Here is a 16,906-nt window from a genome sequence, read left to right as displayed (position 1 = left end):
TCGATGTCCCCAAACCTTTACCGCCGCACAGAGTTGGCCGGCATTCTCGGTCTGAGCCTGATTTACGCCTTGTGCGCCAAGCTGGTTCTGACCTATTTTTCCACGACCGGCAACGTGACGCTGATCTGGTTTTCCGGCGGCATCGGCTTGGCCGTACTATTGCTGAAAGGTATTCGCTATTGGCCCGGAATATTGATCGGCGCCACCGCCGCCGGCTTGATGGTGGACGACGTGTTCTGGCTTTCCGTCGTCATTGCCGCCGGCAATACCCTGGAGTCGGTCACCGCCGCCTGGTTATTGCAACATAAGCGCCATTTTTCGATAGAGCTTTCCCACCCCCGCCATTTCCTGTGGTTGGCTTTGGCGGCAATGCTTTGTGCCGGCATCAGCGCGGGGCTGGGGCCCTCCGCCACTTATCTGGCCGGAGTTTTGCCGCGTAGCGAATTGGCCGAGTCCATACTGCATTGGTGGATGGCCGACGTGTTCGGCATCGTATTCACCACCCCAACCTTGCTGATTTGGCGCCGCTGGCCGCGCGATTGGTTCAGCGGGACTCGGCTGCCGGAGACGCTGGCTTTTCTGGGCCTGACCTGGTTAAGCGGACAAATCCTGTTTTTCGACTGGTTCGCCGGCCAACTGAAATTCGCACCGCATACTTACTGGCCGTTTATATTCGTGTTTTGGGGCGCGATGCGCTTTAGCCGGCATGGCGTGACGCTGGTATTGGCCGTCACCGCCGCGCAAGCCCTGTTAGGGGTGGCCAATCATAGCGGACAGTTCGCCGCCGATTTCGAAGACAGCGACCTGTTCAACTTCTGGATATTCATGGCCACGCTGTCTTCCAGCGGCGTGATGTTGGTCCTGACCTTATACCGAAACCGGCAGATTACGCGCGACTTGTCGGCCAACGAACGTCGCCTGCACACGATCATCGAAGCGTCGCCGGTACCGCATATCGTTTACGACCGCGACGAAAAAGTCTCTTTCGTCAACCAGGCCTTCATCGAGACCTTTGCCTATACCATCGACGACATTCCGGACCGGGATGCCTGGTGGCAATTGGCTTACCCGGACCCTGATTATCGGCAAACCGTCAAAGCCATCTGGCAAAACCAAGTCGAACAGCACCGGCAACACCAGACCTGGCAGAAAGCCGCAGTTACGGTCCGGCGCAAGGACGGCGCGCAGCGCCAAGTGATCGCCAGCAGCGTCGGGCTTGGGGAATCGTTCGAGGACGGTTATTTAGTAACCTATTTCGACGTTTCCGAGCAATTGCATTTCGAAAAAGCGCTGACGGCAGCCAACCTGCTGCTGCAAACCATCCTGGAAACGCTGCCGCTACGGGTGTTTTGGAAAGACACAAGTTGCCGTTACCTGGGCTGTAATCGCTTATTTGCCCGCGATGCCGGCCGAACGCAACCTGCGGAACTGATCGGCCGGGAAGACGCCGACATGGCCTGGAAAAACCAGGCTGAACTTTACCGGCAAGACGATCGCCAGGTGATGCAATCCGGGGTTGCCCGCCTGAATTACGAAGAACCGCAAACCACCCCCAGCGGCGAGACCATCTGGCTGCGCACCTCGAAATTGCCGTTGCGCGATTCCGAACAGCAGGTTATCGGCTTACTGGGAATATACGAAGACATTACCGCATTCAAAGCCAGCCAGGATGCTTTGGCCGAAACCGTTTCGACCTTGCAGGCCACGTTGGAAGCGACAGCCGACGGTATCTTGGTCGTCAGCCTGGAAGGCCGCATCAGAAGCTTCAACCAACGTTTGCTGGAGTTGTGGCAAATTCCGGACGGTTTGATTCGCATCGGCGACGACGGCGCGGAATTGCTCCGATTCCTAATCGCCCAACTGAAAGACCCCGAGTATTACCTTAACCAATTCCACGAAATGGTTAGCCATCCGGAACGGGAAAGCTCGGCCTTGCTCGAATTCAAAGACGGCCGCTTGCTGGAACGCTATTCGCGGCCGCAAAAAATCGGCGACAAGGTGATCGGCCGGGTCTGGTGTTACAGCGACGTCACCGAACGCCGCCGCCTGGAACAGCAGTTATTGTGGCGCACCGCGTTTCTGGAGGCGCTGTTGGAATCGACGCCGGACGGCATCGTCGCAGTCGACCGCGACGGCCGGAAAATTTTGCAAAACCGGCGCATATCCGAAATCTGGCGCATGCCGCCCGAAATCGCCGAACAAACGGCCACGCTGCCGCAACGGAATTTCGCCCGCAACCAAGTCGCCGACCCCAAATTCATGGACGACTGTATTGCGGAAATCGAGGCTCACCCGGACTTATCCGGCCAATACGAAATCGAGTTGCTCGACGGCAGTATTTTGGAACTGCACACCGCCCCGGTTTCAGACGATAACGCCAGTTATTTGGGCCGGATCTGGCAGTTCCGCGACGTTACCGCAACCCGCCAAGCAGAGCGTGCCTTACGCCGCAAAGAATATTACCAGCGCGCCCTGCTCGACAATATTCCGCATGCGATCTGGCTGAAAGACCCCAACAGCCGGCTGTTGGCGGTCAATCAGGAGTTCGCCGAGTTATTCGGCGCCGACAATCCGGCGGCACTGATCGGCAAAAACGATTTCGACATCGCGCCGCCGGAATTGGCGAAAGCCTACCGGGCAGACGATCAGCGGGTGCTGGAAACCCGGCAGAAACTGATCGTCGAGGAATATATTGTCGACGGCGGCCGGCGTACGCTGTTCGAAACCTACAAGGCGCCGGTCATCGACGAACAAGGCCAATTGCTCGGCACAGTCGGTTTCGCCCGCGATATCAGCGAGGCGCGGAAAAACGAAGAAAATCTGCGTCTGGCGGCGTTGGTTTACGACAACAGCAGCGAGGCAATGATCGTGGTCGACGCCGACAATAATATTCTCAGCGTCAACCCGGCCTTCACGGCAATGACCGGCTACCGCGCCGAGGAAGTCATCGGCCAAAATCCGAGCCTGCTGCACTCCGGCGAACACGACCGCGCCTTTTACCGGGACATGTGGCGGGCTCTGGAGACCACCGGCGCCTGGCGCGGCGAAATCAAAAACCGGCGCAAGGACGGCCGCATGTTCGTCGAGGAACTGGCAATCAACACCATCTACAACGCCGACGGCAAGCCGCAGCGGCGGGTGGCCTTGTTTTCCGACATCACCCAACGCAAACAGTCCGAGGAACAAATCTGGCGCCAGGCCAATTTCGACCCGTTGACCGCCCTGCCCAACCGGCGCATGTTCCGCGACCGGCTGGAATTGGAAATCAAGAAAGCCCACCGCCTGCAACAATCGTTTGCCTTGCTGTTCATCGACCTGGACCGGTTCAAGGAAGTCAACGACACGTTGGGCCACGACCTGGGCGATGCGTTGTTGAAACAAACCGCGTTGCGCTTGCAGGCTTGCGTCCGCGAATCGGACACCGTGGCGCGGCTGGGCGGCGACGAGTTCACCATCATCCTGAGCGAACTGGAAACCCCGGAAAGCTGCGAGCCGGTCGCCCGCCACTTGCTGGAACAACTCAGCGCGCCGTTCGATCTGGACGGCGAATCGGCCTACGTTTCCGCCAGTATCGGCATCACGATTTATCCGAACGACAGCAGCGACGTTTCCCAATTGCTGAAAAACGCCGACCAGGCCATGTATGCGGCGAAAAACCAGGGTCGCAACAACTTCTGTTTCTTTACCCGGGCGTTACAGGAGGCGCTGGTGGCGCGCGCCGCACTGTTGGCCGATTTGCGCCGCGCCTTGGCCGAGAGCCAATTTCTGCTGTATTACCAACCGATTATCGACTTGCAAACCGGGCTGGCGCATAAAGCCGAGGCGTTGTTACGCTGGCAACATCCGAGCCGCGGCCTGACCGGTCCGGGCCATTTCATCGCCCTGGCCGAAGAAACCGGCTTGATTAACGAGATCGGCGACTGGGTGTTCCAGGCCGCAGCCCGGCAAGTCGCGATTTGGCGGCGGCAGATTAGCGACGAGTTCCAAATCAGCGTCAACAAATCGCCGGTGCAATTTCAAAATCCGCACCATACGCCGGAGGATTGGTTTGCCTACTTGGACCGGCTCGGTCTGCCCGGCCAGAGCATCGTCGTCGAGATCACCGAAGGCCTGTTGCTGGATGCCGGCACCAGCGTCCACAACCATCTGATGGCGTTCCGCGATGCCGGGATGCAAGTGGCGATAGACGACTTCGGCACCGGCTATTCGGCCCTGTCTTATCTGAAAAAATTCGACATCGACTATCTGAAAATTGACCAATCCTTCGTGCGGAATTTGGCCGCGGATTCCAGCGATTTCATACTGTGCGAGGCGATTATCGTGATGGCCCACAAGTTGGGGCTGAAAGTGGTGGCCGAAGGCGTCGAAACCGAGCAACAACGCGCACTGCTGGCGGCGATAGGCTGCGATTACGGCCAGGGCTACCTGTTTTCCGAACCGCTGCCGGCCGGTCTGTTCGAGCAACGCTTCGGCACCGGTGCCGGCGCCGAAAGCGGCAGTTAGGCGGGCCCGGCTGTCCGGCCGGGCTGGCGGTTACGCGGCGCTGATGACCACGCCTTCCGGCTTCAGGCTCAGCGAATAATCGCCCTGCAGCAGGCCTTGCAATTCGCGGCCGGCCATGTTGTAGCGCCAACCGTGCAGCAACAGGCAATCTTCGTCGCCGAACAACAACTGCTCCAAGTCCTTACGCGAGGCCAGGATCACCGGGTTCAACGAATTTTCCTCGGCACGAATCCTGACCACGGCACTCAACACATCCAAGATGGCTTCGTGTTGTTGGTTCTTTTTGACCGCGTTTTCCTTCCCGGCCATCGGCTTCGGCGGCCGCTGCCTGGCCTCTTCGACCAGAGCGCACAGGGCCTTGCCGTAACGGTTGACGGTGCGTTCGTTGATATTGCGGATCTTGGCCAATTCCGCCAACGTCACCGGTTGCAGCTTGGCCAATTCCAACAGCATATCGTCCTGCATCAACCAGTTGCGCGGCTTGTTTTCCTGCTGCGCGGTGCGCTCGCGCCATTCGCTCAAGCTTTGCATGATCGACAATTGCTTGCCGGTCAGCTTGTTTTTGCCGCGGATTTTCAACCAGGCATTCTCCGGCGACAATTGGTACAGCTCCGGATTGTTCAACAAGGCGAAGTCGCTCTCCAGCCAATGCAAGCGGCCCAGCGCCGCCAATTGCTCGCACATTGCCGTATAAATCTGGCACAGATAAATCACGTCGTCGGCGGCGTATTGGATTTGGTCGGCGCTCAACGGCCGCTCCGACCAATCGGTGCGGGTATGCGCCTTGCTTAAGTTGACGTTCAAAAAGCTGGAAACCAGCATGGCGTAACCGGGGTTTTCCTGAAAGCCCAGCAGCGGTGCGGCAATCTGGGTATCGAAGATCGGCCCCGGAATCTTGCCGGTGATCTGGTAAAAAATCTCCAGATCCTGGCGGCAGGAATGCAGCACCTTGACGATATTCGGTTGGTAAATCGCCTCGAACAGCGCGCTCAAATCGGTTATGGCCAACGGATCGACACAAGCCACCCAACCCGGCGCGGCGATTTGCAGCAGGCAGAATTTGGGGTAGTAGGTTTTTTCGCGGAGAAACTCGGTATCCAGAGCGATCCAAGGCTCGTTGGCAATCTGCCGGCAGAGGTTTTCAATTTGGTCGGGGCTATCGATATATTGGATGGACATGTGCGTTTTCTGTTTGACGAGGGTCGCCGCTAACCGGCGCGGCCGTCTATTTTACTCCGCCGGCGGCGGCGCGGCGTAACTATTCGCCCCGGAACGGCTTCGGGAAAAACTCCTTTTTTACAGCCGCTACGTAGAGCATCACGGCGCCCGGCGTTACCATGCGGCCCTTTTTGGTAGCCAGTTTTAGGTAAAAGTCATGAATAAAATTGCCGTGGGTGTACTACCCTGGTTCAGCCTACTGCCGTTGGCCGCAGCGATCGCGGCCGAAACGTCCGGTAAACTGGATGCGGTGGAAGTGGTTGCGGTGACGCCGTTGCAGTTCGGCGGCATCGACGTCAATAAAATTCCGGCGCATGTGCAAACCGTTTCCGCCGACCAGTTGCAAGAAGCGCAAGCGCTATCGCTAGCGGAATACATGAACCGCTACTTGGGCAGCGTCAACATCAACGACGCCCAGAACAACCCATTGCAACCGGACGTGCAATACCGCGGATTCAGCGCCTCGCCGCTGATGGGCCTGCCGCAAGGCCTCGCGGTTTACGTCAACGGCATCCGCTTCAACGAACCGTTCGGCGACATGGTGAACTGGGATTTGATACCGAACGGAGCGATCGAGAATATGGCGCTGCAGCCGGCGTCGAATCCGGCATTCGGCTTGAATGCATTGGGCGGCTCGATCAGCGTTAATACCAAAACCGGCTTTTCCGCGCCCGGCCACAGCTTCGAGGCGCAAGGCGGCTCTTGGGACCGGCATTCCGAAGAAATCAGCAGCGGCTGGAACAACGGCACCTGGGGTTATTTCCTGGACTTTAAATATTTCAACGAGAAAGGCTGGCGCGCCCATTCGCCCAGCGAGGCCAAACAAGGCTTCGGTACTTTGAGCTGGCGCGGCGTCAAATCCAGTCTGGACTTAAGCATTGCCGGCACCGAAAACACGCTGCGCGGCAACGGCGCGCTACCTCAACAAATGCTGGCTTACGGCCGCGACCAAGTATTCACCCACCCCGACATTACCCGTAACCGCATGTTGTTGGTATCGCTGGACGGCGACACTTGGCTGAACGACCACAACCAGTTGTCCGGCACGATGTACTACCGGCGCAATAAAATCGGCACCTATAACGGCGACGGCAGCGAGTTCGACGACTGCGGCGGCTTTATGTGCGAAGAGGACGGCGTGACGCAGCTGGAAGATTTGAACGAAAACCCGATCCCGGCCAGCGATGCATTGGAAGGCGGCACCATTAATACCTCCAGCACTTTGCAACAATCCTTCGGTTTTGCGCTGCAAGACGCCTTCGACCACAAGATTTTCGGCCGCAACAACCATTTGGTCGGCGGCGCCAGCTTCGACTACGGCAACGCCCGTTACCACGCCGACACCCAATTAGGCTCGTTGACCGCCGACCGCGGCGTCGCCGGCGGCGGCGTGTTGATCGAAGACGCCCACGTGCGTCTGACCACCGAAACCGACCACTACGGCGTGTTTCTGACCGATACCTATTCGTTGACCGATAAATTGGACGTTACGGTTTCCGGCCGCTACAACCAATCGCACATCAAACTGCGCGACCACGTCGGCGAAGATTTGAACGGCTCGCATTCCTTCGACCGCTTCAATCCGGCCGCCGGCTTTACCTACGCCGTCATGCCGGAATTGACCTTGTTCGGCAACTACAGCGAGTCATCGCGGGTGCCGACACCGATGGAATTGAGCTGCGCCAATCCGAACGACCCGTGCCGGCTGCCGAACGCTTTCGTTTCGGATCCGCCGTTGAAACAGGTGGTGGCAAACACCTTCGAAACCGGTCTGCGCGGCCGCTTGAAAAATCTGTTGCCGGGCTATCTGGACTGGAATCTGGCGCTGTTCCGCACCATCAACAACGATGACATCATTTTCAAAAGTACCGGCGGCGTCGGCAGCAACCTGGGTTATTTCGACAATGTCGGCTCAACCCTGCGCCAAGGCGTCGAGCTCGGCCTGAACGGAAACTTTTACGAACGTTGGCGCTGGTCGACCCATTACACCTATATCGACGCCAGCTTCGAGACCGGCTTCCTGTCCAGCAGCCCGAACAACCCGATGGCGGACGGTAACGGCGACATCGTCGTGCAACCGGGCGATAAACTGCCCGGCATCCCGGCCCACCAATTCAAATTCAGTACCGATTTCGATATCGTCTCGGCCTGGACCTTGGGCATGGACATGAACTACAACAGCTCGCAGTATCTGCGCGGCGACGAAGCCAATCTGACGGCCAAACTCCCCGCTTTCGTTGTGTTCAATCTGCGCAGCGAGTACCGCTTCAATCCGAACGTCACGTTGTTCGGCCGGGTAACCAACTTGTTCGACCGCGATTACGCCAACTTCGGCACCTGGGGCAATACCGGAGACGTATTGGATGGCCTCGGTTTACCGGGCGACCAGCAAAGCCGCTTCGTCGGCGTCGGCGCCCCCCGAGCGGCCTGGATCGGCATTCGCCTGACGCTGTAAACCCGCCACAAACGAAAACGGCGGTTCAACCGCCGTTTTCTTCTCCGCCAACATTGCGCTGTTGCCTGAACTTATTCGGCTTGATCCGTTTGATATTCAACTTTTGCGAACCGATTTCGGTTTCGGCTAATAGCTGGAAAATATCGGCCGGCATGCCGTCGGGCAATTCCACCAAGGTATAGGTATCGCGGATGTCGATCCGGCCGATGCGCTTTTTGTCGACGCCCGACTCGGACACCAACACCGCCTGAATCTGGTCGCGGCTGACCTGATGCTGGCTGCCGACCGCCAAACGGTAACGCACCATCTTATATTGCGGCGGTAGTGCGCGGTCCGCCTCGGCGGCGGCCGGCTGGCGTTTTAGCGGCGGATAAAGATTCGGTTGGTTCATGAACACCAAGGCCGCGGCGCAGGTCAGTAAGTCGATATTCAAATCGGCGCAGACCCGTTGCACCAAGTCGCGCTGCCGGCTTAAATCCTGTTCCCTGGCGACGCGCTGCAGGCGCCGCTTGAATTTATCTTCTTTTCTCGGTTCTACCGGAATCACGCTCATAACCGGTTATAGCCGATCCAAATCGATTTCGACGTAAGCTTCGTCGCGTAACCGACGCAACCACAATTCGGTTTCTTCCTCGATTTTGCGTTTCCGAATCTCCTCGCGGATTTTGTCCTTTCTGAATTGTTCGCTGTTGTCCTGGCTTTCCCGGCCCAACACTTGAATCATGTGCCAGCCGAACTGGGTCTGTACTGGGGCGCTGATTTCGTTGATCGCCAATTTGTTCATCGCCTCCTCGAACGGCGGCACCAACGCGCCCGGACCGACCCAATCCAGCGAGCCGCCGTTGATCGCCGAACCTTTGTCGTCGGAATGGGCGCGGGCCAACGCGGCGAAATCGTCGCCGTCGCTGATCCGTTCGCGTAGCGCCAACAGGCGTTTCTGCGCTTCGGCGTCGTCGACCAATTCGTTGGTTTTGATCAGAATGTGCCTGACTTTGGTCTTGGTGACGATATGTTGGCTGCCGCCTTCGGTTTCCAGCATCTTGATGATGTGAAAGCCGCTGGGGCTGCGGATCGCTTCCGAGACGTCGCCCTGGTTCATCGTACCGACGATGTCGGTGAACAGCGACGGAATCTGGCCGATGCTGCGCCAGCCCAGATCGCCGCCCTTCAGCGCATTGTCGCCGTCGGAAATGCCGACCGCGACTTGCTTGAAATCTTTGCCGCCGCGCAAATCGGCGATGACCTGATCGGCTTTGTCCTTGGCCTTTTGAATTGCAGAAGCCGAAGCGCCTTCCGGCACGGCGATCAAAATGTGTCCTAAATGGTACTGGGCGCCGCTCTGGCCGGCCTTGCTTTGAGTTTCCAGATAATGCTGGACTTCGGCATCGGTAACCTTCACCCGGGCACCGATTTCGCGGCCGCGCAATTGGTTAATGATGATTTCGTTGCGCAGATTGTCTTCGAAACTCTTGTAATCCATGCCTTGCCGGGCCAATTCGCTGCGAAACGCATCGACCGACAAGCCGTTGCGGGCCGCGATGTCCGCCACCGAGGCGTTCAGCATCTCGTCGCTGATCTGGATACCCGATTTCGCCGCCATTTGCCGCTGCAGTTTATCGACCACCATCCGTTCCAGCACCTGTTTGCGCAGCACGAACTCCGGCGGCACCATCACGTTACTGCTGTTCAGTTTGTTACTGATCGCTGCGACTTCGGCGTTCAGCTCGCGCTCCAGGATCACGTCCTCTTCCACTACCGCGACGATCCGGTCCAACACTTGGGCCTGGGCCAAGCCAACATAAAAACTCAATGCATACAGCAGAGTGGCGATCGATTGTTTCAACATGCGGCGCTTATTCAAAAAAGTTATCCTTGCGGTAACCGTCCAGGTTGGTTTGCAGGAAGGTATCGACGTGGTCGCCGAAACTGCTCAAGCCTTTCAGTTCCAATTGGACGAAAAAGGCGGTTTCCGGCTTGGTGCTCGGATCGACGAAGGCGATGGTGTTGGCACCGTTGATGAATCGCCGGCCGAGGACGCGGAACCGCCAGCAGCAGTTTTCCTTCTCGATCCCGATGAAACTTTCCGTGGTTTTGTCGAAATTTAACGAATATTGCCAACGGCCCAAACCGAACCATTCGCCGAATAGCGGCCAGCGGAACGATACGTCGGTCTGCGAGATGGTTTGCGAGAAAACTTGCGTCGTATTGTTTTGGTTGACGGTCTGCACCACGTCCTGCGGATTGGCGCGGCGGTAGCGGTAACCGATATTTAGGATCTGGTTCGGCTGCATCCGGTACTTCAACGCAAACTGGCCGCGCGACAGGCTATTTAACTCGGGATCCCATTGGGCGCCGGTAGTGTAGCGTAGATGCCGGCTGACCTGGCCGCTGAGCTCGCCGATAAAGTTGGAAGTGCTGCTGGTCTGCGGTTGGGCAAAAGGCCGTAAGGTCGGGTTGTTGCGGTCGAACAAATCGACGGTACGGTCTTCGAAATACAAAATCTGGCCCAACGTCAATTTGAGCGGTTCGAGTCCGGTAGTCGAATCGATAAAGCGCGACGAGGCGGCCAACGTAATTTGGTTGGCATCCTGGATCCGGTCGTAACCGGAAAAGCGGTTTTCCCGGAATAAACTGTAAAAGTTGGTATCGAACAAAGCTGTATCGAAAATCGGGATATTGCTCTGGTCTTTACGCGGGATATACAGATAGAACAGGCGCGGCTCCAAGGTGTTGACATAGGGCGTACCGGAGATCTGCATATCCTTTTCGAACACGATACCGCTGTCCACCGAAAATACCGGCAATGTCCGGGAAATGCTGCTCGGCAGCCCGGCGACAGTCTGATTACTGAGTTGGTATTGGGAATACAACGCCGAAATTTTCGGTATGAAAAAGCCCTCGCTGCTTTCCAACGGAAAGCTGACCGACGGTGCCACATTAAAACGCTGGCCGTTGACCAGGGTCTTGTGGCTGAAGTAGCTGTATTGGTTGTCCAACGCCAGGGTCAGCGGAAAATCGTCGAAGGCGTGGGAAAAATTCATGCCGATGCGCGGCAGTACGTCGTAAGGCAACAAATCGTCGGTGATGGTCTTGTCCACCGACTGGTAGTGGTAACCGGCAGCCGATAAGTACATGCCGGTGCGGGCGTAGGTCAGCATTCCCGTACTGGGCAGGTAACTGGTATTTTGAAAACCGAGCGCGTTGTTCAAGTCGTTGAAATAAGTCTTGTCGGAGACGTAGTTCAAATCCAATAACGAACTCAGGCCCGGCAGCCATAAGGTCTGGTCCTTCAAGCTCGCCGAATAGCGCGCCTTGTTCGCCAACTGGTCGTGCGGCATATATTCGGCGGCAAAGGTGCCGCGCGACATATCGGTCAGGTAGCGGAATTTGTTGCGTATCTGCTCGCCCCGCTTGCTCATGTAGCGCGGCGTGACGATGTCGTCGAAGTTGGGCGCGATATTCCAATAGAAAGGCAAGCTGGCGTCGAAACCGTTCCGTTGCGTGCTGCCCCAGGTCGGCGCCAGGAAACCCGACAAACGCCGGTTATCAGTCGGAAACGAGATATACGGCGTATACAACACCGGGACACCTTTGAATTCCAGCCAGGCATTCTTCGCCGAACCCTGCCCGCTTTCGCGGTTGATCTTCAAGCGCGCAGCATGCACCACCCAATCCTGGTTGCCCGGCGCACAGCTGGTAAACGCCGCTTCGTTATAACGCGACAAACTTTTGCTGTCCCGATAGACCACATCGGCGCTGCCGCGAAACGGTGCTTGCGGCACGATGAATTGGGCCTTGCGCAGGCGGGCCTCGTCTTTACCCATATTCAACGACAAGGTTTCGCTGGACATCGCCAACTGGTCTTCGCTGTAAAGTACGCCGCCCTGGGCGTCTAAAGTCTCGGCGACCGTGTCGTAACTGGCTTTGTCCGCCACCAAATGCTGGTCGGCCCGGTTCATGTCGACATTGCCGGCAAAATTCAGCACTTCGCCGTCGAAGACCTCGGAGAAGTCGGCATTGATCTCGGTGGTCGCCGCGTCTCTGGCCTCTTTGGAGGTCGCCTTGATTTTCGGCTTCCTTTTACCCCACACCTCGCAGCTTTGCCACGGGTCGCGATCGAATTCGGCCCGCAAGGTCTGGAAATCGCGTTCCTGACGATGGCTGAATGCCGGAGCGAACCACAGCGAGCCGGCCACATCGGCAACGCCGTTTTCGTCGACGATATGCGCTTCGCCTCTGGGATCGGCACCGACCAAATTACAGTCCCAACCGCTTTTGGCATCCCCGGCTTTACAGGTCCAACCTTGGGTTCTGCCGCCACCGGCTGCGACCTGAGTTTTGGGCTCGACTTTCTCTACTTCCGGCTTTTGATTCTCTCCGACTTTGACCCGCAGTTTCTGCGGCTCGGCAGCGGATTTCTCCACCACTTTCACCGCTTCTTTAACCGGTTCTTTGCTCAGCTCAGGTTTCTGCGACTGTTGCAGCGGAGCCGGCGCCACCGCGGCAGGCGGCTGGGCCACAATTTCCGGTTTGGCAGGAGCGGCCGGAGCGGTTTTTACCGTTTGCGCTGGCTGAGGGGGTTCCGGAGCGTTAGCGGGACCTTGGTTAAGACAGGTCCATTCGCCGTTTTTGGTTTGTTCACAATTCCATGCCGAGTTATTGGCGGCGGAGGCGAGCCCGGTGATGAACATCAAGGCTGAAGAAATTGTATAAAACCGATAATTCATGTTTTGGCGAATGCGGCTAAATTGGCTTAGCGGATTGGAAATCGAATAAAATGCATCGGATCATTTTACCTTAGGTTTCTCAGCAAATAACAAAAATGTACGACTCCAGCATGGAAGACCGTCGCCTGGCGGCGCTAGTCGATTGGCTGCAACGCGATTTGTCGCTCGATATCAGCCAGCTCTCCCCTGCCTCCAGCGATGCCAGCTTCCGCCGTTACTTTCGTGTCGTTCATGCCGGCGGCGTGCAGATAGCGATGGACGCCCCGCCCGAGAAAGAAAACTGCGCAGCCTTTATCCGCATAGCCGATTTAATGCGGGACGCCGGCATCCACGTGCCCGCCGTTTACCACAGCGATACCCGGCAAGGTTTTTTGCTGCTGGAAGACCTTGGCAGCGAAAATTTGCTGGACCGCCTAACTCCGGCAACGGCCGATGCGCTCTATGCCAAGGCCTTGGACAGCTTGTTCGAGTTGCAACGCAACGTGGACACCGCTACTTGCCGATTACCGGAATACGATGCGGCGTTCATCGAACGCGAATTGGGCATTTTTTACGAATGGTTCCTGCAAAAATTGGTCGGTTTGGAACTGCCGCAGCCGCTGGCGGCGCAATTGAACCGGACTCTGGTCGAGTCGGCATTGGCACAACCGCGGGTCTGCGTACACCGCGACTACCACTCCCGCAACCTGATGCTGCCGGCCAACGGCGGCCTCGGCGTGATCGATTTTCAAGACGCCGTGATCGGTCCGATCAGCTACGATCCGGTCTCGTTATTGCGCGATTGTTACATAGCCTGGCCGGAACATCGCGTCGACGAATGGGCACAGGCCTACCACGCCCGCCTGTGCGAAAGCCGCTTGCTGGACGCGAACTATCCGCAATTTCGGCGTTGGTTCGATCTGATGGGCCTGCAACGCCATTTGAAAGCGATCGGCATCTTCGCCAGATTGCACTTGCGCGACGGCAAACCCAATTATTTGGCCGACATTCCGCGCACATTTGCCTACGTGGAATCTGTCTGCGCCCGCTACCCGGAACTCGGCCAATTCCGCCAATTTTTACAAGATTCGCTTAAACCCGCCTACCCGCCAATCCGATGAAAGCCATGATTCTCGCCGCCGGACGCGGCGAACGAATGCGTCCCTTGACCGACCATACTCCAAAACCGCTGCTGAGAGCCGCCGGCAAACCGCTAATCGAGTACACCCTGGAAAATCTGGCGGCCGCCGGTTTTTGCCAGATCGTGATCAATATCGCCCACCTGGGCGCGCAGATTAAAGACTATTGCGGCAGCGGCGCCCGCTGGGGCCTGTCGATCGCCTATTCCGACGAAGGCGAAATGGCATTGGAAACGGCCGGCGGTATCGCCAAGGCCTTGCCGCTGTTAGGCGATGCGCCGTTCTTGGCCGTCAACGCCGATATCGTTTGCGATTTCCCGCTGCGGGAATTGCGCGAGATAAACCCGGATCTGGCGCATTTGGTCATGATCGACAACCCGCCGCACCACCCCGAGGGCGATTTCGCACTGGCCGGTTCCGGCTTGCTGGCCGCGCATGGGGAAACCAAATTGACATTCAGCGGTATCGGCGTTTACCGCCCAGAATTATTCGAGGGCATTCCGGTCGCCCCGCTCAAATTGCGCCCGGTGCTGGATCGGGCGATACGCAACCAGCGCATAGGCGGACAAAAACATTCCGGCTTGTGGCTCGATATCGGCACCCCCGACCGGTTGGCCGAATTCGGCAACCTCGTCGCCTGCGGCAACGGCGCGGCCAGCGTTTGGGCGGGCCGCGCCGTCAGAACGGCTTGACCACGGCCAAGATCACGATCGCAAACAGAAACAACACCGGGATCTCGTTGACCCAGCGGAAAAAAACGTGGGAATGGCGGTTACGGTCATGTTTGAAATCCAACAGCCATTTGCCGCAAAAGCCGTGGTACACCGCCAACAACAGCAGTAACGCCAATTTCAGGTGTAACCAACCGCTGGCCGAATACAACATCCAGGCATAATCGGCCAGCATCCAGACGCCGAAGGCAAAAGTACACACCATCCCCGGCGTCATGATGCCGTAATACAACTTACGTTCCATGGTTTTGAAACGCTCGTTGCTGATACTGTCGTCGCTCATCGCGTGGTAAACAAACAAACGCGGCAGATAAAACAAGCCGGCGAACCAAGTCACCATAAAAATTAAATGTAACGCTTTCAACCACAACATGACCAAGCCCGCCGTTCAGCGCAAAGTCTGGTCTTTAGCGGCCGGCCCGCTCGGCGTGACCGGGGCTACCGGCGCTTGCGGAACCGTCGGCGCCGGCAAGACCACCGGCGGCGCAACTATCATGACCGGATTGGCGCCTTGCTGAGCCTGGCGCTCCAGAGCCGCGGCCTGTCTTTGTTGTGCTTCAACCTGCTGCTGATGGGCAATCGCGCTCTGTTTCAATGCGGCGGCGGATTCGGTTTGGTTCCTGAGTATCGCCTCGCGCCGCTCGGTTTCCAGTTTCGCGGCTTTTTTGGCATCGTATTCGCTTTCCAAGGCCTCGCGTCTGGCTTTGGCCGCAGCCTCCACTTCCGGATCGGCCTGGATATCCAATTGCTCGGCTTTAGCCGCGGTTTGGCACGGCTTCGATTGGTAAACGGTCTTGCCGTCCTTGCCCGTACATTTGTATACCTCGGCATGCGCATGCTGCCAAGCGAAAACCAGCGTGAACAGAACTAGAAACCTCATCAGACACCTCTCCGATACGTCGTTATGCTAAAGGCCCTAGTCTAGGGCAAAGCGGCCCGATTTTCCGCAAACCGGCAAAAATCGCGTTCCTAATCGCTGCCGGCACAGCATTAACCACCCAAATCTTCGTCGGCCAATTCGGCCAACGTATCCCTGTGCTCGCGCCGGATCAACATCAGATTTCTGGCATAGACAAAAGTACCCGGCAATTGCCCCAGGATGATCACCGGATCGACCCGGTGAATGCCGTATAACAACACGATGACGCCGCCGGATAAACTGAAATACCAAAAACTGACCGGGATGATGCTTTTTTGGTGGCGTTCGCTATGAATCCATTGCACGATGAAGCGCATCATGAAAAGCGACTGGCCAACCAACCCGATCGTGAGCCAGATGATGTCGTTGGAATCCATGCTGGACAAATGATGCTGCCATTTGTCCAGCACACGGCCAAGAAAATTAAAGATGCCCTGCTCCATCAAACACCTGCGCAATTCAGTACGAAAAAGGCGGTAACACGGTTAACCACGCGCCACCTCGCTGACTTGCGCCAGGCTGTGGCGCCGCTTCAGCCACACCACGCCCAAAATATCGACGATGCCGACCAACGCCCGATCCAGCGTGCCGTATTTGGATTGGCCGAAGTTGCGCGGCCGGTGGCCGACTTTTACCGAAATCACCCGGCCGCCGGCCATTTGCACCAAGGCCGGCAAGAAACGGTGAATATGGTCGAAGTAAGGTAACGCCAGGAATTTATCGCGCAGAAACAACTTCAAGCCGCAACCGGTATCCGGCGTGGCATCGTGCAAGATCGCCTGGCGCACGGCATTGGCGAATTTCGACGAGAATTTGCGCCAGCCGGTGTCGTTGCGCTGGTGGCGATGGCCGGCCAGCATCCACAATTGCGGATCGTTTTCCGCTTGCCAAGCTGCGACCAGATGCGGAATGTCGGCCGGGTCGTTCTGGCCGTCGCCGTCCAGCGTCGCGATCCAGGGATAACGCGCGGCCAGCACGCCACTGTGCACGGCCCGGCTTTGGCCGCAACTGCGCTGATGTTGCAACACCCGTAGCGCCGGGTATTGCTGCATGGCCCGCTGCAACTTGGCCGCGGTATCGTCGGTACTGCCGTCGTCGACGAATATCATTTCGTAAGCGTCACGGCCGTTCAAGGCCTGGTCAATTTCCGCGATCAACGCGTCGACATTATCGGTTTCGTTATGAACGGGAACTACGACAGAAATTTGCATAAACTCGGTAAAAGTAAAAAAGTT

General features: G+C 57.4%; 12 protein-coding genes. 4 read left to right on the top strand and 8 right to left on the bottom strand.

Annotation, left to right across the window (positions count from 1 at the left end):
- The first annotated feature begins 3 nt into the window (after positions 1-3).
- The gene (locus VXJ35_RS07375) at positions 4-4,503 is read left to right on the top strand and encodes a PAS domain S-box protein (protein ID WP_082880832.1); all 4,500 of its coding nucleotides are present in this window, start codon (positions 4-6) and stop codon (positions 4,501-4,503) included.
- 30 nt (positions 4,504-4,533) lie between these two features.
- On the opposite strand, the gene rnd is transcribed toward VXJ35_RS07375, so the two are convergent.
- Positions 4,534-5,682 carry a ribonuclease D gene (rnd, locus tag VXJ35_RS07370; RefSeq protein WP_054759811.1) on the bottom strand — a complete coding sequence of 383 codons (1,149 nt, stop codon included), beginning with the start codon at positions 5,680-5,682 and terminating at the stop codon, positions 4,534-4,536.
- Positions 5,683-5,878: 196 nt separating this feature from the next.
- Here rnd and VXJ35_RS07365 point away from each other — a divergent pair, with 196 nt between their 5' ends.
- Entirely contained in the window at positions 5,879-8,176 is a 2,298-nt protein-coding gene (locus VXJ35_RS07365; protein ID WP_064021077.1) for a TonB-dependent receptor, read from the top strand.
- A gap of 25 nt (positions 8,177-8,201) precedes the next feature.
- Here VXJ35_RS07365 and VXJ35_RS07360 read toward each other — a convergent pair whose 3' ends face one another.
- Genes VXJ35_RS07360 through VXJ35_RS07350 form a run of 3 tightly spaced genes read right to left on the bottom strand, consistent with a single transcriptional unit; the run spans position 8,202 to position 12,696 of the window.
- On the bottom strand, positions 8,202-8,729 hold the full coding sequence (locus tag VXJ35_RS07360) for a DbpA RNA binding domain-containing protein (protein WP_064021076.1): 528 nt from the start codon (positions 8,727-8,729) through the stop codon (positions 8,202-8,204).
- A gap of 6 nt (positions 8,730-8,735) precedes the next feature.
- Positions 8,736-10,022, bottom strand: coding sequence for a peptidylprolyl isomerase (locus VXJ35_RS07355; protein ID WP_064021075.1), 1,287 nt, complete (start codon positions 10,020-10,022; stop codon positions 8,736-8,738).
- Between the two features lie 7 nt (positions 10,023-10,029).
- Positions 10,030-12,696 (bottom strand): LPS-assembly protein LptD, encoded by a 2,667-nt coding sequence (locus VXJ35_RS07350; RefSeq protein WP_231914866.1) that lies wholly within the window; start codon positions 12,694-12,696, stop codon positions 10,030-10,032.
- A 302-nt stretch (positions 12,697-12,998) separates the two neighbouring features.
- Between VXJ35_RS07350 and VXJ35_RS07345 the strand changes: the two genes are divergently transcribed.
- Together VXJ35_RS07345 and murU are read left to right on the top strand one after the other, a co-directional pair.
- Positions 12,999-14,003 carry an aminoglycoside phosphotransferase family protein gene (locus VXJ35_RS07345; RefSeq protein WP_064021073.1) on the top strand — a complete coding sequence of 335 codons (1,005 nt, stop codon included), beginning with the start codon at positions 12,999-13,001 and terminating at the stop codon, positions 14,001-14,003.
- Positions 14,000-14,713, top strand: a complete 714-nt coding sequence (gene murU, locus VXJ35_RS07340) for an N-acetylmuramate alpha-1-phosphate uridylyltransferase MurU (RefSeq protein ID WP_064021072.1) — start codon at positions 14,000-14,002, stop codon at positions 14,711-14,713. The genes VXJ35_RS07345 and murU overlap by 4 nt, the downstream gene beginning before the upstream one ends.
- On the opposite strand, the gene hemJ is transcribed toward murU, so the two are convergent.
- The 4 genes from hemJ to VXJ35_RS07320 form a co-directional block, all read right to left on the bottom strand.
- On the bottom strand, positions 14,700-15,125 hold the full coding sequence (gene hemJ, locus VXJ35_RS07335) for a protoporphyrinogen oxidase HemJ (RefSeq protein ID WP_064023412.1): 426 nt from the start codon (positions 15,123-15,125) through the stop codon (positions 14,700-14,702). The genes murU and hemJ overlap by 14 nt on opposite strands.
- A 15-nt stretch (positions 15,126-15,140) precedes the next feature.
- Positions 15,141-15,632: a DUF4124 domain-containing protein gene (locus VXJ35_RS07330; protein ID WP_064021071.1), complete on the bottom strand. Its 492-nt coding sequence runs from the start codon at positions 15,630-15,632 to the stop codon at positions 15,141-15,143.
- 110 nt (positions 15,633-15,742) lie between these two features.
- The gene (locus VXJ35_RS07325) at positions 15,743-16,114 is read right to left on the bottom strand and encodes a lipid-A-disaccharide synthase N-terminal domain-containing protein (RefSeq protein WP_064021070.1); all 372 of its coding nucleotides are present in this window, start codon (positions 16,112-16,114) and stop codon (positions 15,743-15,745) included.
- Between the two features lie 42 nt (positions 16,115-16,156).
- Positions 16,157-16,882, bottom strand: a complete 726-nt coding sequence (locus VXJ35_RS07320; protein WP_064021069.1) for a glycosyltransferase family 2 protein — start codon at positions 16,880-16,882, stop codon at positions 16,157-16,159.
- Positions 16,883-16,906: the final 24 nt, after the last annotated feature.

Source organism: Methylomonas sp. DH-1, from assembly GCF_046097555.1.
Classification (GTDB): Bacteria; Pseudomonadota; Gammaproteobacteria; order Methylococcales; family Methylomonadaceae; genus Methylomonas; species Methylomonas koyamae.
Note: the sequence above shows the minus strand (reverse complement) of the source record. Positions and strands in the feature narration are given on the sequence as shown.